General features: G+C 63.9%; 16 protein-coding genes. 5 read left to right on the top strand and 11 right to left on the bottom strand.

All coding sequences use genetic code 11. The features are described 5' to 3' along the window. Positions 1 to 71: 71 nt before the first annotated feature. Positions 72 to 605, top strand: coding sequence for a hypothetical protein (locus CCOS191_RS27780; protein ID WP_156177497.1), 534 nt, complete (start codon positions 72 to 74; stop codon positions 603 to 605). A gap of 133 nt (positions 606 to 738) precedes the next feature. After that, on the top strand, positions 739 to 2,013 hold the full coding sequence (locus CCOS191_RS01670) for a hypothetical protein (protein WP_156177498.1): 1,275 nt from the start codon (positions 739 to 741) through the stop codon (positions 2,011 to 2,013). An 81-nt stretch (positions 2,014 to 2,094) separates the two neighbouring features. Here CCOS191_RS01670 and CCOS191_RS01675 read toward each other — a convergent pair whose 3' ends face one another. From CCOS191_RS01675 to choX, 4 genes are all read right to left on the bottom strand, one after another. Continuing rightward, entirely contained in the window at positions 2,095 to 2,568 is a 474-nt protein-coding gene (locus tag CCOS191_RS01675; RefSeq protein WP_046853810.1) for a thioesterase family protein, read from the bottom strand. Positions 2,569 to 2,579: 11 nt separating this feature from the next. Continuing rightward, positions 2,580 to 3,545: an L-carnitine dehydrogenase gene (locus CCOS191_RS01680; protein WP_046853811.1), complete on the bottom strand. Its 966-nt coding sequence runs from the start codon at positions 3,543 to 3,545 to the stop codon at positions 2,580 to 2,582. 20 nt (positions 3,546 to 3,565) lie between these two features. Further along, positions 3,566 to 4,450, bottom strand: a complete 885-nt coding sequence (locus CCOS191_RS01685) for a 3-keto-5-aminohexanoate cleavage protein (RefSeq protein WP_046853812.1) — start codon at positions 4,448 to 4,450, stop codon at positions 3,566 to 3,568. Between the two features lie 124 nt (positions 4,451 to 4,574). After that, positions 4,575 to 5,519: a choline ABC transporter substrate-binding protein gene (gene choX / locus CCOS191_RS01690; RefSeq protein ID WP_038706982.1), complete on the bottom strand. Its 945-nt coding sequence runs from the start codon at positions 5,517 to 5,519 to the stop codon at positions 4,575 to 4,577. Between the two features lie 146 nt (positions 5,520 to 5,665). Here choX and CCOS191_RS01695 point away from each other — a divergent pair, with 146 nt between their 5' ends. After that, entirely contained in the window at positions 5,666 to 6,613 is a 948-nt protein-coding gene (locus CCOS191_RS01695) for a GlxA family transcriptional regulator (RefSeq protein ID WP_046853813.1), read from the top strand. Between the two features lie 79 nt (positions 6,614 to 6,692). Here the strand turns inward: CCOS191_RS01695 and CCOS191_RS01700 are convergent, their stop codons facing one another. Beyond that, complete coding sequence (locus tag CCOS191_RS01700) at positions 6,693 to 7,889, bottom strand: class I SAM-dependent rRNA methyltransferase (protein WP_046853814.1); 1,197 nt, start codon at positions 7,887 to 7,889, stop codon at positions 6,693 to 6,695. Positions 7,890 to 8,120: 231 nt separating this feature from the next. Here CCOS191_RS01700 and CCOS191_RS01705 point away from each other — a divergent pair, with 231 nt between their 5' ends. Both CCOS191_RS01705 and mutM read left to right on the top strand, forming a co-directional pair. Next, the gene (locus CCOS191_RS01705; protein WP_172670915.1) at positions 8,121 to 8,939 is read left to right on the top strand and encodes an HDOD domain-containing protein; all 819 of its coding nucleotides are present in this window, start codon (positions 8,121 to 8,123) and stop codon (positions 8,937 to 8,939) included. 3 nt (positions 8,940 to 8,942) lie between these two features. Beyond that, positions 8,943 to 9,755: a bifunctional DNA-formamidopyrimidine glycosylase/DNA-(apurinic or apyrimidinic site) lyase gene (gene mutM, locus CCOS191_RS01710; RefSeq protein WP_023631621.1), complete on the top strand. Its 813-nt coding sequence runs from the start codon at positions 8,943 to 8,945 to the stop codon at positions 9,753 to 9,755. A gap of 117 nt (positions 9,756 to 9,872) precedes the next feature. On the opposite strand, the gene ggt is transcribed toward mutM, so the two are convergent. The 6 genes from ggt to CCOS191_RS01740 form a co-directional block, all read right to left on the bottom strand. Continuing rightward, positions 9,873 to 11,555, bottom strand: a complete 1,683-nt coding sequence (gene ggt, locus CCOS191_RS01715) for a gamma-glutamyltransferase (protein WP_172670865.1) — start codon at positions 11,553 to 11,555, stop codon at positions 9,873 to 9,875. Beyond that, positions 11,555 to 11,806 (bottom strand): YfhL family 4Fe-4S dicluster ferredoxin, encoded by a 252-nt coding sequence (locus CCOS191_RS01720; RefSeq protein ID WP_011531711.1) that lies wholly within the window; start codon positions 11,804 to 11,806, stop codon positions 11,555 to 11,557. Before CCOS191_RS01720 ends, ggt begins: the two co-directional genes overlap by 1 nt. A gap of 109 nt (positions 11,807 to 11,915) precedes the next feature. Further along, complete coding sequence (coaD, locus tag CCOS191_RS01725; protein ID WP_023631729.1) at positions 11,916 to 12,395, bottom strand: pantetheine-phosphate adenylyltransferase; 480 nt, start codon at positions 12,393 to 12,395, stop codon at positions 11,916 to 11,918. Between the two features lie 111 nt (positions 12,396 to 12,506). Next, entirely contained in the window at positions 12,507 to 14,105 is a 1,599-nt protein-coding gene (locus tag CCOS191_RS01730; protein WP_046853816.1) for a GMC family oxidoreductase, read from the bottom strand. Between the two features lie 23 nt (positions 14,106 to 14,128). Beyond that, entirely contained in the window at positions 14,129 to 14,614 is a 486-nt protein-coding gene (locus CCOS191_RS01735) for a hypothetical protein (RefSeq protein ID WP_046853817.1), read from the bottom strand. After that, entirely contained in the window at positions 14,614 to 16,044 is a 1,431-nt protein-coding gene (locus CCOS191_RS01740; RefSeq protein WP_046853818.1) for a coniferyl aldehyde dehydrogenase, read from the bottom strand. The genes CCOS191_RS01735 and CCOS191_RS01740 overlap by 1 nt, the downstream gene beginning before the upstream one ends. Positions 16,045 to 16,171: the final 127 nt, after the last annotated feature.

Genomic DNA, 16,171 nt, shown 5'->3' on the forward strand with positions numbered 1-16,171 from the left:
GCAGATGTCTTTTGTGCGTCGGGTCATTGCTAATAGCGACGATATTAGTCTGTGAAGACAGGAGATAGCACATGATTGAATTGCGCGGAATTTATACTGCGTTGCTATGGGCTGTGCTGGTCTTGATTGTTTCGGGGTGTTCTGCTTCGAAAACCGATGACGTAACGCCGTCTGCGAACGACTTGAGGGTTTATTTTTATTCAGGGCTTTGGGGGGGGAGCGGACTCCTATGCTCGATAGCTGTGCCTGATAATGGAACTGCACCAATATGTCCCGAGGTGCTGAAAGTGGTGGATGAGGATAGTTGTCATGTTTCCGAGGAGTGGTGTGAGAAGCAAGGTAAAGAATATGTGCCTTATCTCTTGTCGATTGCATTTGGATACTGGCAGGGTTTCCACGTTGTTTGTCTGCAGACGGCGCAAGATGTAGATGTGCTGTGCGTTGACGGGAGGCTTCCTGATGACAATAAGAATGCAAGGACTATCGCACATATGAGATCGGTTTACGGTTTTCCTGAATTTCTTCAGCCCTTGGAAGTAACGCATTGGGATAAGCAGCTCCTCGGTAAGATAACGAAGATCAGGGGCTGGAGGTTTGGTCGCTAAGGCTACTTGCTGCTGGTCTTCTGCCTTGCTTAAGAACGTGCATTGAGCCGGCTTGTGTCCTGTTCACGCATTTACTCAGGGAAATCGGATGATTATTCAACGAAGGGTTACGTGGCTTTTCGCATGTTTACAGATGCTACTGCTGTCGGCCTGTGGAGTGGCAAGCCATGCGCAGGCTTCATCAGTAAATGATGAGCAAAGACTCTATGAAATCAAGGAGCCGATGGATCTCCAGGGGTTGTCGACGCTGACCTCCAGCGATGCGGATGTGAATTTCCTGAAAGCACTGAAGCAATCGAGAAACATAGAAGATGCGCGTTTCATTGATATCAAGCCGGCCTTGGTCAAGGCAGGAACTGGCCGGCTTTCGCTGCCACTGCCAAATGGGGATACTGTCAAATTCAAGCAACGAATTGCGCACGAGGAAAGTGGCGATGCTGCGTACTGGTTTGGAGATATCATTTCCGATCAAAAGCACCGCTACTCATCGCCTAGTAAAGCCGACGTAGACCCTGTCAGTAGAATGATGCTGGTGCGCCAAGGGCAGCGCCTGAGTGGGGAGATTCATCTGCCTGGCCAGTTTTATCGGTTGGAAAATGCCGGTGCAGGCCGACATGTTCTCATCAAGCTTGACCCACAGAGTAACTTGGGATGTGACCCTGTAGATGACAACAAGTCGCACGGAAAGGATCTGAAAAAAGCCGTGAGTGGTTCGCAGCCCAAAGCGCGAAGCACGATTCGGGTCATGTTCGTAAGTACGAAGGAAGCGCGTGAACTTGATGGCAATCCTGGGTTTCGACTTCTAACCATGTTGGCAAGCGCCTCTCAAACGTTCCGCAATAGTAATGTTGATCTTGATTTTGAGTATGCGGGGTTGTTTCAGTTGAGTTTCAAGGAGTCTGAATTTGACAACGATCCAGCGAAAATATTATACGAGATTTCTGAGGAGAAAACAGATCCCAACAAGCCAATTGCGGCCTTGAGGGAGACGAATCGTGCTGATATTGTGATCGCGCTTGTTCACTATCCATTTTTCGAGGGTAAGGCCTACATCGGCGCCAGGAAGCAGAATGCGTTTGCGTTGATCAATATGCGCCATGAGTCAGTAAATCTGACACATCAGTTGGGGCATCTGCTTGGCGGGGCGAAGACGCATACCTGGAAGGGTGGTCCTGAACCAGGTGATCCTACCTACAGATTCGGGCACCAATTCAAAGCCAATGGCGTCGAATATCGAACACTAATGGGTAAGTACGATTGTAACTCTGGTTCATGCCCTTGGGAGTTTGATAGCTTTTCGGATCCCAGTGCTACCTTTGATTCAGTTCCGCTGGGCGATGGGAAATACAGTAATACAGTCCGCCTTTTCAATGAGGTTCGGGACGAAGTATCAAAATTTTATCCTTGATGCTTAAGCCTCTTGCTCTCCAGGCGTACCTTGAGCAAGAGGCATAGGATAATTGGGATGACCTTATCAGTCGGATCAGGCTTAGCGTTCAGGGATGCGAATGGTCCGACCGACGTAGGCTGGAAACGCTTGACTATCCTGCGCGGTGACCAAGGCTTCCAGTAGCTCGATGCTTCGCGCGCCAAACGACGCAGACTTCGGCCCGGCCATGTCAACGTGCAGCAGCATCTGCTCGCTGGCGGCCAGCGCTTCCTCAAAACCCCTTCTGTGCAAACTGTGGTACAGGTGCAGACGCTTCTTGTCGAAGCCGATGATGTGTGTCTGCACCCACACCTCGGCGTCAAGTTTTACCTCATGCAGGTAGTTGATATGCGCCTCCAGGGTGAACAGCGAATGCCCGCTCTGGCCCCGTGCATCGGCATCCAGGCCGATGCGCTCCATCAGCGCATCGGTGGCATGGCTGAAGATCAGCAGGTAGTAGGCGTCGCGCAGGTGGCCGTTGTAGTCGACCCACTCCGGCAACACGCGGGTGCGGTAGGTGATCAGGGCGGGCATCGTTTTTCTCCTCAGTCGCCAAAGGCCATGCCGTGCTTGGCTTTGCTGGCTCTCACCGCTTCCAGTACTGCCAGCAGGGTGTCGTCACGATAGCGCTCCAGCGCGGCAATGCTGTGCTCGCCCAATTGATGCGAGGTGCCCTCGACCACGTCGTCAATCAGCTTGTCGGTCAGCTCAGGCGCCGGCAGGTAGGTCCAGGGTAGCTTCAGCGCCGGTCCAAACTGGGCCATGAAGTGGCGCATTCCGGCATCGCCACCAGCCAGGGTGTAGGTCAGGAACGTGCCCATGAACGACCAGCGCAGCCCCGCGCCAAAGCGAATCGCATCGTCAATCTCGCCGGTGCTGGCGACACCGTCGTTGACCAGGTGCAGGGCTTCGCGCCATAGCGCTTCGAGCAGTCGATCAGCGATAAAACCGGGGACCTCCTTGCGCACATGCAGCGGGCGCATGCCCAGGCTGGTGTAGATGCTTTTCGCCGCTTCGACGGCTTCAGGGCTGGTGTTGCGGCCGCCGACGATTTCCACCAGTGGCAGCAGGTAGACCGGGTTGAACGGGTGCCCCACCACGCAGCGTTCGGGGTGGGTCGCCGACTCGTAGAACTCGCTGGGCAGCAGCCCCGAGGTGCTGGAGCCGATGATTGCGTCGGGCTTGACGGCGGCGCTGATCTTCGCGTGCAGGTCGAGCTTGAGGTCCAGGCGTTCGGGGGCGCTCTCCTGGATGAAGTCGGCATCGCCCACGCATTCCTCGATGGTGGCCACGAACCTCAGCCGATCCTGCGATGCGCCGGCTACCAAGCCTTGTTTTTGCAGCGCCGGCCAGGCGTTGGCGATGCGCTTGCGCAGCGCGGCCTCGGCACCGGGGGCCGGGTCCCAGGCAACCACGTCGAGGCCGTGGGCCAGGGCGCGGGCGACCCAGCCGCTGCCGATCACGCCGCTACCCAGCGCGGCGAAAGTCTTGATGTCGGTGATGAAAGGCATATCTGGCTCCTGCGGGGATATTAGCGACGCTTGAGGTTCATCTTTTCCCGGCCTTCGGCCGGGGTGAGCACACGGCCACCCATGCGGGTGATGATCTCGGCGGCCCGCTCGACCAGCTGGCCGTTGCTGGCCAGCACGCCACGGTCCAGGTACAGGTTGTCTTCCAGCCCGACTCGCACATTGCCGCCAAGCAGCACCGCCTGGGCAGCCATCGGCATCTGCATGCGACCAATGCCGAAACCGGCCCAGGTAACGTCGGCAGGCAGGTTGTCGACCATGGCCTTCATGGTGGTGGTGTCGGCCGGAGCGCCCCACGGGATGCCCAGGCACAGCTGGAACAGCGGGTCTTGCAGCAGGCCTTCCTTGATCATTTGTTTGGCGAACCACAGGTGGCCGGTGTCGAAGATCTCCAGCTCCGCCTTCACGCCTAGCTCGGTGATGCGCTTGGCGCCAGCACGCAGTTGGGCGGGGGTGGAGACATAGATGGCGTTGCCATCACCGAAGTTGAGGGTGCCGCAGTCCAGGGTGCAGATCTCCGGCAGCAGCGCTTCGACATGGGCCAGGCGCTCCAGCGGGCCGATCAGGTCGGTGCCCGGGCCGAATTCCATGGGCGATTCGCCTGGGCCGATCTCCAGGTCGCCGCCCATGCCGGCGGTGAGATTGACGATGATGTCCACGTCAGCCTCGCGGATGCGTTCCATCACCTCGCGGTAGAGGTTGACGTCGCGGCTGAAGCGGCCGGTCTGCGGGTCGCGGACGTGGCAGTGGACCACCGTGGCGCCGGCGTTGGCGGCTTCGACGGCGGACTCGGCGATCTGTTTCGGCGTGACCGGGACCAGGTGGCTCTTGGCGACCGTGTCGCCGGCACCGGTGAGGGCGCAGGTGATGATGACGTCGTGGTTCATTGATCAGTTCCTCGTGGTGTCTTTGCTGGCCCTATCGCCGGCAAGCCGGCTCCCACAGGGTTGGCGATGAACCCTGGCCGTGTGGACGTCCCGTGGGAGCTGGCTTGCCAGCGACGAGGCCGTGTCAGTTGGCGGTGAGCTTGAGGTTGTCCGCAGCCGGTTTGCCGTCGAAGGTGGTCACCCCGTCAAGCCAGCGGGCCTTGTCCTCGGGGTGGTCCTTGAGCCACTGGCGCGCGGATTCCAGCGCGTCCTTGTGGTCGAGCAGCGGCTGCATCATCCGGCTCTCGTCCTCGGCGCTGAAGCTGAGGTTGGTGAGCAGGCGATGGGCGTTGGGGCAGCGCTGGGCATAGTCCGGCGCGGTCACCGTCCACACTGTGGCGCGGCCCTCGTCCGGGCCGAGGGCGTCCTGGCTGTCGCCCAGGTAGACCATGTCGATGTTCACGTTCATCGGGTGCGGCGCCCAGCCGAAGAACACCACCGCCTCCTTGCGCCGCACGGCGCGGTCGACGGCGGCGAGCATGCCGGCCTCGCTGGACTCGACCAGCTGGAACTTGCCGAGGTCGAACTGGTTCTTGCTGATCATCGCCTTGATCTGGGTATTGGCGCCGGAACCGGGCTCGATGCCGTAGAGCTTGCCGCCCAACTCCTTGTGGAACTTGTGGATGTCGGCGAACGTCTTCAGGCCCTTGTCGGCCAGGTATTTCGGCACGGCGAGGGTGGCGCGGGCATCTTCCAGGCTGGGCTTGTCGAGCACCTTCACCTGGCCGGCCTGGACGAACGGGGTGATGGTCTGGGTCATGATCGGGTTCCAGTACCCGAGGAACATGTCCAGGCGCTTGTCGCGGATGCCGGCGAAGATGATCTGCTGCGAGGCGCTGGTCTGCTTGGTCTGGTAACCCAGGCCGTCGAGCAGCACCTGGGCCATGGCGCTGGTGGCGATCACATCGGTCCAGTTGACCACGCCCAGGCGCACATCCTTGCAGGCGGCGGGTTCGGCGGCGAAAAGCGGAGTGGCTACGGTAGTGCTGAGCGCGAGGGACAACAGGCTGCGGCGGATAAAGCGATGCATGGTGGCTCTCCATCGGCAGTGCGTATTGTTATCGGATCCGGCCTCTGCGGGCCGTGAGAACACGCTACGCTGGCAGCAGGGTGGAAAATCGCACCCTGGCGACCAACACTTGCACGGAGGCGACCACCTTTGCCGCGGAGCACGCGATGCCGCAAACCATAGACTTCCTGTTGCTGCCAGGCTTCTCCGCCATGGGCTTCATCAGCGCCATCGAGCCGCTGCGCGTGGCCAACCGTTTTCGTGGCCCGCTGTACCGTTGGCGTGTGCTGAGCCTGGACGGTGGTGCGGTGCAGGCCAGCAATGGCATGTCGGTGAATGCCGACGGCGCGCTGGGGGAGAGTGAACACGGGCGCCTGCTGCTGCTGGTGGCCGGTTTCGAGCCTCTGGCGTGCTATGGGTTGAAGTTGCAGCACATGCTGCGTCGTCTCGACCATGAGGGCGTGGTGCTGGGCGGGATCGACACGGGCGCGATGGTACTGGCCGAGGCCGGCCTGCTCGATGGTCACCGGGCCACCCTGCATTGGGAAGCACTGGAGGCGTTCAAGGAACGTTATCCACGCCTGCAGGCGACCCAGGAGCTGTTCGAGATCGACCGCCGACGCATCACCTGCGCCGGCGGCACGGCCTCCATCGACCTGATGCTCGACCTGATCGCCCAGGCCCACGGCAGCGAACTGGCGGTGCAGGTGTCCGAGCAGTTCGTGCTCGGGCGCATCCGCCCGCGCCAGGATCACCAGCGCATGGAAATCGCCACGCGCTATGGGTTGCGCAACAAGAAGCTGGTGAAGGTGATCGGCGAGATGGAGCGCAATACCGAGCTGCCACTCAACACCCAGGTGCTGGCCGATGGCGTGCAGGTGACCCGGCGGCAGCTGGAGCGGCTGTTTCGCCTGCACCTGGATGACACGCCCAGTGGCTTCTATCTGCGGCTGAGGCTGGACAAGGCCCGGCAGTTGCTGCGTCAGACCGACATGAGTGTGCTGGAGGTGGGGGTCGCGTGCGGATTCGAATCGGCGTCGTACTTCACCCGCTGTTATCGGGCACGGTTCGAACGCTGTCCCAGGGAGGATCGACGGCTGGCGCTGCCGTCATGACGCCTGGAGCGGGTCGAGCCTTGGCAAGCCGGCTTCCACAGGTGCCGCGCAGCGCGAAACCTGTGGAAGCCGGTGAAGCTTAGCTGTTGGGCAGCAAGCGGCAGGTGATGCTCTTGATGTAGCGTGTCTCGGCGATGGCCGGGTGCACCGGGTGGTCTGGGCCCTGGCCGCCGCGCTCGAGCAGTTGCAGGTTGCGGTCCAGGTGGCGGGCGCTGGTCAGCAGGATGTTGTGCAGGTCGTCCTCGGGCAGGTGCATCGAGCACGAGGCGCTGACCAGGATGCCGTCCTTGGTGAGCATGCGCATGGCCTGTTCGTTGAGGCGGCGGTAGGCGGCCTCGCCGTTCTTCAGGTCTTTCTTGCGTTTGATGAAGGCGGGCGGGTCGGCGATGATCACGTCGAAGCGTTCTTCGGCGGCTTTCAGCTCGCGCAGGGCTTCGAACACGTCGCCTTCGATGCAGGTGAGCTTCTCGCCGATACCGTTGAGCGCGGCATTGCGCTCGACGCCGTCGAGGGCGAAGCCCGAGGCGTCCACGCAGAACACTTCGCTGGCGCCGAACGCGCCGGCCTGCACGCCCCAGCCACCGATGTAGCTGAACAGGTCGAGCACGCGCTTGCCCTTGACGTAGGGGGCCAGGCGGGCGCGATTCATGCGGTGGTCGTAGAACCAGCCGGTCTTCTGGCCTTCACGCACCGGGGCTTCGAACTTGACGCCGTTCTCTTCCAGCGCGACCCAGTCCGGCACTTCGCCGTAGACGGTCTCGACATAACGCTCCAGGCCTTCGGCGTCGCGGGCGGCGGAATCGTTCTTGAACAGGATGCCGCTGGGCTTGAGCACCTGCACCAGCGCGGCGATCACCTCGTCCTTGTGCGCTTCCATGGTGGCCGAGGCCAGCTGGACCACGAGGATGTCGAAGAAACGGTCGACCACCAGGCCCGGCAGCAGGTCGGAGTCGCCATACACCAGGCGGTAGCATGGCTTGTCGAACAGGCGCTCGCGCAGCGACAGGGCCACGTTAAGACGGTGCACCAGCAGCGACTTGTCCAGCGGCAGCTTGGCATCGCGCGACAGCAGGCGGGCGCAGATCAGGTTGTTCGGGCTCATGGCCACCACGCCCAGCGGCTTGCCGTTGGCGGCTTCGAGGATGGCCTGCTGGCCGGCCTTCAGGCCTTGCAGCGGGGTCGCGGCAACATCGACTTCATTGCTGTAGACCCACAGGTGGCCGGCGCGCAAGCGGCGATCGGCATTGGCTTTGAGGCGAAGGCTGGGCAGGGACATGACGTCGCTCCGGGAAAAAAGAGCGGGAGTATACCGTGTTGGCCCCAGGTTCGCTGGTGGGTGCGACCAACTGGCCCGCGCCCACGGCTAAAGAAATTCTTGGATCCAACGATTCACTGATAGTCACCCTGCCGGCGTACAGGGTTAGAATCCCCCGTCCCCAGCGAGAATGCACGAATGTCCCAGGAACTCACCGCCGAACAGATCCAGCAAGCCCTGCAGGGCATCACCATCCCTCCACAGCCGCAGATCATGGTCGACCTGCAGTTCGAGCAGTACATGCCCGACCCGGACCTGGAGACCATCGCCAAGCTGATCGCGCAGGACCCGGGCCTGTCCGGCGCCCTGCTCAAACTGGTCAACTCGGCGCAGTTCGGCCTGGCGAACAAGATCGGCTCGATCCAGCGCGCGGTGAACCTGCTGGGCAGCCGTTCGATCATCAACCTGATCAACGCGCAATCGATCAGGGGCGAGATGAGCGACGAGACCATCGTCACCCTCAACCCGTTCTGGGACACCGCCCAGGACGTGGCCATGACCTGCCTGACCCTGGCCAAGCGCACCGGTATCCAGGCGGTGGACGAGGCCTACACCCTGGGCCTGTTCCACGATTGCGGCGTGCCGCTGATGCACAAGCGCTTCCCCAACTACATGGAAGTGCTGGAGGAGTCCTACGCCAAGGCCAATGACGAGGTCCGCGTGGTGGACACCGAGAACCGCGTGTTCAACACCAACCATTCGGTGGTCGGCTACTTCACCGCCAAATCCTGGCGTCTGCCCGAGCACATCAGTGCGGCCATCGCCAACCACCATAACGCCCTGGCGGTGTTCCGCGACGAATCCTCGCGCAACACCCAGACCCAGCTGAAGAACCTGCTGGCGGTACTGAAGATGTCCGAGCACATCTGCGCTTCGTACCGTGTGCTGGGCAACCAGAGCGTCGATCACGAGTGGAACATGGTGGGGCCGCTGGTGCTGGACTACATCGGCCTGACCGAATACGACTTCGAGCAGCTCAAGCAGAACATCCGCGAAATGGGCGGGCACTGAGCCATGCCGGAGCTGCCAGAGGTCGAGACCACGCGGCGCGGCATCGCGCCCCATCTGCAAGGCCAGCGGGTCAGCCGCGTGGTGGTGCGTGACCGGCGCCTGCGCTGGCCGATCCCGGAAGACCTGGACGTGCGTCTGTCGGGGCAGCGCATCGTCAGTGTCGAGCGCCGCGCCAAGTACCTGCTGATCAACGCCGAGGTCGGCACCCTGATCAGCCACCTGGGCATGTCGGGCAACCTGCGCCTGGTCGAGCTGGGCTTGCCGGCGGCCAGGCACGAGCATGTGGATATCGAGCTCGAGTCGGGGCTGATGCTGCGCTACACCGACCCGCGCCGCTTCGGGGCGATGCTGTGGAGCCTCGATCCGCTCAACCATGAACTGCTGATTCGCCTGGGGCCAGAGCCGCTCACCGACCTGTTCGACGGTGAGCGCCTGTTCCAGTTGTCCCGGGGGCGGTCGATGGCAGTCAAGCCGTTCATCATGGACAACGCGGTGGTGGTCGGCGTGGGCAACATCTACGCCACCGAAGCCTTGTTCGCGGCCGGAATCGATCCGCGCCGCGAAGCTGGCGGGATTTCGCGGGCGCGCTATCTGAAGCTGGCAATCGAGATCAAGCGAGTGTTGGCGGCGGCCATCGAACAGGGCGGGACCACCTTGCGTGACTTCATCGGTGGCGATGGCCAGCCGGGCTACTTCCAGCAGGAGTTGTTCGTGTATGGGCGTCGTGGGCAGCCATGCAAACTGTGCGGCACCGAGCTGCGCGAAGTGAAGCTGGGCCAGCGGGCGAGCGTGTTCTGCCCCAAATGCCAGCGTTGAGTTCCGAGGCCGCGTTGTGGCCTATCGCCGGCACGCTGGCTCCCACAAGTTGACAGCATGCGCGGTCCCTGTGGGAGCCGGCTTGCCGGCGATAGGGCCGGTACAGGCGAGAGCGGATCAGTCGACGATCGCCGCCCGCCCCACGCCCCGCGGATCACTGGCCGCCTCCACAGTCCCGCCAGTTTTGTCCCAATAAAGCACCTGCTGGTTCCCATACTGGCGCCCGACATCTTTCAACCGATACCCGCGCCCTTCAAGCTCGGCCTTCTGCCGCGCACTGAACGTCCCCGGCTCATGTTCCACCACATCCGGCAGGTACTGATGGTGATAACGCGGTGTCGCCGGCCACTCGGCCACCGGCCGGCCCTCGAGGAACCCCAGCACCGACAGCAGCACCATGCTGGGTATGCGGCTGCCGCCCGGCGTGCCGAAGGTGGCGAGCTGGCTGGGGCTTTCGATGAAGGTCGGGCTCATGCTCGACAAGGGGCGCTTGCCCGCCGCCACCGCATTGGCCTGGCTGCCGGCCAGGCCATAGCTGTTGCTGCCGCCAGGGTCGGCGGCGAAATCGTCCATCTCGTTGTTCAGCACCACCCCGGTCCCCGGCACGCTGAACGCCGCGCCAAACGGCAGGTTGACCGACAGCGTGGCGGACACGGCGTTGCCGTCGCCATCGATCACCGCGAAATGGGTGGTGTGGTCGCCTTCTCGCCAGGCGGGTGAGGGCGGCAGCGCGCTGCTGGGGGTGGCCTGGTGGACATCGATACTGTCGGCCAGACCTGTCAGGTACTGGCGCGCCAGCAGGCGGTTGATCGGGTTGCTCACATAGTCCGGGTCGCCGAGCAGGCCCCGGTCGCGGTAGGCGCGGCGCAGCACTTCGATTACATAGTGGCTGCGTTGCACGGGCTCGGCGCTCTGCCAGGGCAGGCGCTGCAGCATGGCCAGGCTTTGTGCCAGGGCCACGCCGCCGGCCGAGGGCGGCGGGCTGCTGATCAGCTCACGCTGGTCGGCCAGTGGATAACGCAGCGGTTCACGCCACGCCGTACGGTAGCCGGCGAGGTCGTCGAGGGTCCAGATACCGCCGGCCTGGCGTACGCCTTCGACCAGGCGGCGGGCCATCGGGCCACGGTAGAAGCCGTCGCGGCCCTGCTCGGCCATGGCTTGCAGGGTGGCGGCCAATTCGGGTTGACGGATCACCGTGCCCAGGGCCGGTACTTCATTGCCACTGAGGAACAGCCGTGCGCTTTCGGCATCGTCGCGCAGGGCACTCAGGCGCATGGTGGCGCGATCGCGATAGATGCGGTCGACGGCGAAGCCCTGATTGGCCAGGCGGATGGCCGGGGCCAGGCTGTCCTTGAGCGGCAGCTTGCCGTGGGTGCTGGCGAGGTCGGCCAAGGCCTGGGGCAGGCCGGGGATCGCGGCGGCCAGCGGCCCGTTGATCGACAGGCCGGGCTGCACCTTGCCGTCCTTGAGGTACATGTCCGCACGGGCCGCGGCCGGAGCGCGTTCGCGCGCATCGAGGAAGGTATACCGTGGCGTGGCGCCGCTCTCGCGCAGCAGGAAGAAGCCGCCGCCACCCAGGCCCGAGCCATAGGGCTCGACCACGGCCAGCGTGGCGCTGATGGCCACGGCGGCGTCGAAGGCGTTGCCGCCTTGTTGAAGGATCTGTTGCGCCGCCGAGGTCGCCTCGCTGTGCGGGCTGGCGATGGCCGCACGCCCGGGGCCTTGCGCCTGGGCGGCGCACGCCAGCAGGGCCAGGCAGGCGCCGAGGGCTGCGCGCTGTAACGCGGCGACGAACGGCATCAGGCCTTGCCGGTGATCCGGCGGTACTTGGCCATCAGCTCGTCTTCGGTTTCCGGGTGGGCTTCATCCAGGGGGATGCAGTCTACCGGGCAGACCTGCTGGCACTGTGGCTCGTCGTAGTGGCCCACGCACTGGGTGCACAGGTTCGGGTCGATCACGTAGATCTCTTCGCCTTGCGAGATGGCGGCGTTCGGGCACTCGGGTTCGCAGACGTCGCAGTTGATGCAATCGTCGGTGATGATCAGGGACATGGGGACTCCGGCCTGGGCATCGGGCCCGGGCATGTTTCAAAGCGATGGGCGCAATTGTGCCGGATTCGCGCCCGCAGTGCACGCGGGCGCGACATCGTGACCGCGAGGTTTACTTGCGGAAGCGCTCGGTCAGTGCGTCGGCCACGGCCGGGTGCACGAACTTGCTGATATCACCGCCCAACGCGGCGATTTCCCGGACCAGCGTCGAGGAAATGAACGAATAGCGCTCCGATGGCGTGAGGAACAGGCTCTCGACGTCTGGCGCGAGCTGGCGGTTCATGTTGGCCAGTTGGAACTCGTATTCGAAGTCGGACACGGCACGCAGGCCGCGCAGGAACACATTGGCGCCTTTTTCCTTGGCGAAATGCGCCAGCAGCGAGGAGAAGCCGATGACTTCGACATTGGGCAGGTGCTTGGTGACCTCGCGGGCCAGCTCGACCCGCTGTTCCAGGGGGAACAAGGGGTTTTTCTTCGGGCTGGCCGCCACGGCGATGATCACATGGTCGAACAGGCGCGAGGCGCGCTCGACCAGGTCGCCATGGCCTTTGGTAATGGGGTCGAAAGTACCCGGGTACAACACTCGGTTCATCGCGTCATCCTGGCTGGAGTGCGTTGGGGAGTCGGATGGTAGCGCAGCGATTGCGCCCGGCCAAGTCGCGTGGCTGGCTGATGGCACTATAGACAGCGCGGCCATTGGCTGTCATGTGCCGCGTGCCAGGCGGCCGACCAGCGCTTCGCTGAGCAGGGCGGCCAGGGCGTAGACCGACAGCTGCGGGTTGGCGCCGATACTGGTGGGGAACAGCGAGCCGTCGTGGATCGACAGGTTCTCCAGCTGGTGATGCCGGCCCAGGCTGTCGCACACGGCCTGACGCGGATCCTCGCCCAGGGCGCAGCCGCCCATGACGTGGGCGCTGCCCAGGCGCATGCGCAGCAGCTCCAGGGGCAGGCCGTCGATCAGTGCCCGGGCTTGTGCCGGGGCGCTGACGTAGCGCGCATCGCCATGCACCGGCATCACCTGGCGGGCACCGGCGGCGAACTGGATCTGCGCCATGCTGTGCCAGGCTCGGCGCAGGCCATCGCGCAGGTAGTCGGTGACGGGGTAGTCGAGCACCGGCGAGCCGTCGCCGCGCAGCTCCACCTGGCCGCCGGGGCTGTCGGGGTGGAAGCCGTCGCGCAGCAGCGCCAGCATCACATGGGTGTGGGGCAGTTCGGCCATGCGCTGGGCGTTGTCCTGGCCATGGCCGCCGAGCAGGGTGCTGGCCAGGGCCGGGTGCAACGGTGGCACTTCGAGTTTGTAGCCCACCGGGCCGGTGACACCGTCCTGCCACTGGAACTGGTCGCTGTAGATCGATTGCGGCGCCCCGTAGTACGGGTCGATCTTCGCTTCGAACTGTGCGGCGCTGAAGTTGACCAGGTGCAGGAAGGTGCGCTTGCCCAGGCGCTGGTGCGGGTCAGGCGCGTCTGAGCGCAGCAGCAGTGCCGGGCTGTTGATACCGCCGCCGGCAAGTACATAGTGGCGGGCGCGTACGCGAATCTGGCGGCCTGTGGGCTGAATACCCCGGGCGTCCAGGGCCTGGCATTGCAAGTGGTCGATACGCTGGCCGTCATGACTGAACCGCTCGGCGCGGGCCAGGTAGAGCAGCTCGCCGCCGTGTTCCAGGGTGGCCGGGATGCTGGTGACCAGCATCGACTGCTTGGCGTTGACTGGGCAGCCCATGCCGCAGTAACCCAGGTTCCAGCAGCCACGCACGTTGCGCGGAATCACCGCCCAGCGGTGACCAAGCGCATCGCAGCCGCGACGCAACACGTCGTTGTTGGCATTGGGCGGTATCGCCCAGGGGCTGATGCCCAGGTGCTGCTCCATGCGCTCGAACCACGGCTTCAGGGTGTCGTTGTCCAGGCCCTTGACCCCATGCTCGCGAGCCCAGTGTTCCAGGGTCTGTGGTGGTGTGCGAAAGCTCGATGTCCAATTGACCAGGGTGGTGCCGCCCACCGCCCGGCCCTGCAGAATGGTAATGGCGCCGTCTTTGCTCAGACGGCCCAGGCCCTCCTGGTAGAGGTCGGCGTAGGCTTCGTGCTCGAGCAGGTGGAAGTCACTGCTGGTTTTCAGCGGCCCCTCTTCGATCAGCAGCACCCTCAAGCCGGCGGCGCTGAGCCGTTCGGCGGTGGTGGCTCCGCCCGCGCCGCTGCCGATGACGGCGACGTCGGCTGCGAGGGTCAGGTCCTGTTCCAGGCGCGAGCCGTCGTGGGTGATCCAGCCTCGTTCGAGGCCTAGGCGGAATGGGTCGGGGACGGGCATTTGGCGGTGCTCTTGTCTGGTGTTCAGATCTTTGGTGGGCCGGGGTAGCCGCACGCCGCCCAGGCTTCAGGGCGTTCGTACCAGGCCATCAGCAGCAGTTGCAGCAACGAGGCGTGACCCTGGCGCAGCAGGTTCAACGAGCTGTCGCGCCAGCGTTCGAGGAAGTGTTCAACCTCGGTGTCGGTGGCCTCTGCCCAGCTGCCCCAGACCCCGGTCAGCGGGCCTCGGGTAAGGGGCAGGGTGAGCACGTCGAACAATTGTCGGGTCAGCTTGAGCATGGCAGGCGACAGTGCCGCCAGCTTGTGGTCGAGGCTTTGCAGCACCTGATCCGTGGAGGCCTGGGTGCCGGCCAGCACGACGGGGATCAGGGCCTGCAACAACGGCAGGTCGTCTTTGCGCAGCGCCTGGTAACCCGCCGACGGCGTCTGCTCGCTGCAGCCGACCAGGCTGGCCGCCCCCAGAAACAGGCTGGCGCCTAGGCCGAAGCGCAGCAGGTCGCGGCGCTGCATCAGCGGATAAACAGCTTGTAGACCAGGCGCTGCAAGGCCTTGCCATAGGGCGGATAGATCACCTTGGCGGCATTGATGCGTTGCTTGGCCAGCACGGCCTTGGCCTTGCTGAAGGTCAGGAAGCCTTCGTGGCCGTGGTAGTGGCCCATGCCCGAAGGACCGATGCCGCCGAATGGCAGGTCATCCTGGGCCACATGCAACAGCGTGTCGTTGAGGCAGACACCGCCGGAGTGGGTGTCGCGCAGCACCCGGGCCTGCTCGTCACGGTCATAGCCGAAGTAGTAGAGCGCCAGGGGGCGAGGTCGCTGGTTGATGTAGGCCAGGGCCTCGTCCAGGCGGTCGTAGGGCACCACGGGCAGCAATGGGCCGAAAATTTCGTCCTGCATCACCTGCATGCTGTCGTTTACGTCCAGCAGCAGGTGTGGGGGCAGGCGGCGCCCCTGGCGCGGCTCGTCGGGATAGAGGTCGATCACCTGGGCACCCTGCTCACGGGCATCGTCCAGCAGCCGGTTCAGGCGGCCAAGCTGGCGCTCGTTGATGATCGCGCTGTAGTCGGGGTTGCCAGCGAGCCGCGGATAGAGGCGACGCACGGCATGCCGGTAGGCCTCGGCGAAGGCGTCCAGGCGCTCGCGGGGCACCAGCACGTAGTCGGGGGCGACGCAGGTCTGGCCGGCGTTGAGGGTCTTGCCGAAGGCGATGCGTTCGGCGGCGGTGTCCAGCGGTACGTCGGCCGAGACGATGGCCGGCGACTTGCCGCCCAGCTCCAGGGTCACCGGCGTCAGGTTCTGCGCGGCGGCCAGCATCACATGGCGGCCGACACTGGTGGCGCCGGTGAACAGCAGATGATCGAAGGGCAGGCGGGCAAAAGCCTGGCCGACTTCAACCTCGCCCAGCACCACGCTGACCAGATCATTGGGGAACACGCGCTCGAGCAGGTTCTTGAGGGCCTGGCCACTGGCCGGGGTCGACTCGCTGAGCTTGAGCATCACCCGGTTGCCGGCGGCCAGGGCGCCGGTCAGCGGACCGATGGCGAGAAACAGCGGGTAGTTCCACGGCACGATGATCCCTACCACGCCCAGTGGCTGGTATTGCACCCGGGCGCTGGCTGGTTGGAAGGCCAGGCCGACCTTGCGCCGCGATGGGCGCATCCAGCGGCCCAGCTGTTTCTCCGCATCGCGCAGGCCCATGACCGACGGCATCAGTTCGGCGAGCAGGGTTTCGTCACGGCTGCGGCCACTGAAGTCGGCATCGATGCTCGTGATCAAGGCCTCCTGGTCCTCCAGCAGCGCCTCGCGCAGGCTTTTCAACCACTGCCGGCGTTGCGTGGCCGGGGGCATCGGGTTGCCGGTGAACGCCTGTCGCTGGGCGTCGAACGTCGCTTGCAGGTCGAGGTCGGATTGCACAGGGGGAAGTACGGCAGGCGAGGTCATGGCGGCTCCGGGGCTGACGAGTGAATAGAGCATATACTCTAATTGGCACCATGGTGCACCATTTTTCACTTGGCCGGCGGTGCACCCGACGGGCTGGAGGCCGTAAGATGGGCCCGATCATTACACG

This window comes from Pseudomonas sp. CCOS 191, assembly GCF_001007005.1.
Lineage (GTDB): Bacteria > Pseudomonadota > Gammaproteobacteria > Pseudomonadales > Pseudomonadaceae > Aquipseudomonas > Aquipseudomonas soli.

Coding starts and splice junctions, on each gene's coding strand:
- CCOS191_RS01680 (WP_046853811.1), bottom strand. CDS start 3,545: ATGCCTTTCATCACCGACATCAAGACTTTCGCCGCGCTGGGTAGCGGC.
- CCOS191_RS01740 (WP_046853818.1), bottom strand. CDS start 16,044: ATGACCTCGCCTGCCGTACTTCCCCCTGTGCAATCCGACCTCGACCTG.
- CCOS191_RS01700 (WP_046853814.1), bottom strand. CDS start 7,889: ATGTCCCTGCCCAGCCTTCGCCTCAAAGCCAATGCCGATCGCCGCTTG.
- CCOS191_RS01685 (WP_046853812.1), bottom strand. CDS start 4,450: ATGAACCACGACGTCATCATCACCTGCGCCCTCACCGGTGCCGGCGAC.
- ggt (WP_172670865.1), bottom strand. CDS start 11,555: ATGCCGTTCGTCGCCGCGTTACAGCGCGCAGCCCTCGGCGCCTGCCTG.
- CCOS191_RS01735 (WP_046853817.1), bottom strand. CDS start 14,614: ATGCAGCGCCGCGACCTGCTGCGCTTCGGCCTAGGCGCCAGCCTGTTT.
- CCOS191_RS01670 (WP_156177498.1), top strand. CDS start 739: ATGCTACTGCTGTCGGCCTGTGGAGTGGCAAGCCATGCGCAGGCTTCA.
- CCOS191_RS27780 (WP_156177497.1), top strand. CDS start 72: ATGATTGAATTGCGCGGAATTTATACTGCGTTGCTATGGGCTGTGCTG.
- choX (WP_038706982.1), bottom strand. CDS start 5,519: ATGCATCGCTTTATCCGCCGCAGCCTGTTGTCCCTCGCGCTCAGCACT.
- CCOS191_RS01695 (WP_046853813.1), top strand. CDS start 5,666: ATGCCGCAAACCATAGACTTCCTGTTGCTGCCAGGCTTCTCCGCCATG.
- coaD (WP_023631729.1), bottom strand. CDS start 12,395: ATGAACCGAGTGTTGTACCCGGGTACTTTCGACCCCATTACCAAAGGC.
- CCOS191_RS01720 (WP_011531711.1), bottom strand. CDS start 11,806: ATGTCCCTGATCATCACCGACGATTGCATCAACTGCGACGTCTGCGAA.
- CCOS191_RS01730 (WP_046853816.1), bottom strand. CDS start 14,105: ATGCCCGTCCCCGACCCATTCCGCCTAGGCCTCGAACGAGGCTGGATC.
- mutM (WP_023631621.1), top strand. CDS start 8,943: ATGCCGGAGCTGCCAGAGGTCGAGACCACGCGGCGCGGCATCGCGCCC.
- CCOS191_RS01675 (WP_046853810.1), bottom strand. CDS start 2,568: ATGCCCGCCCTGATCACCTACCGCACCCGCGTGTTGCCGGAGTGGGTC.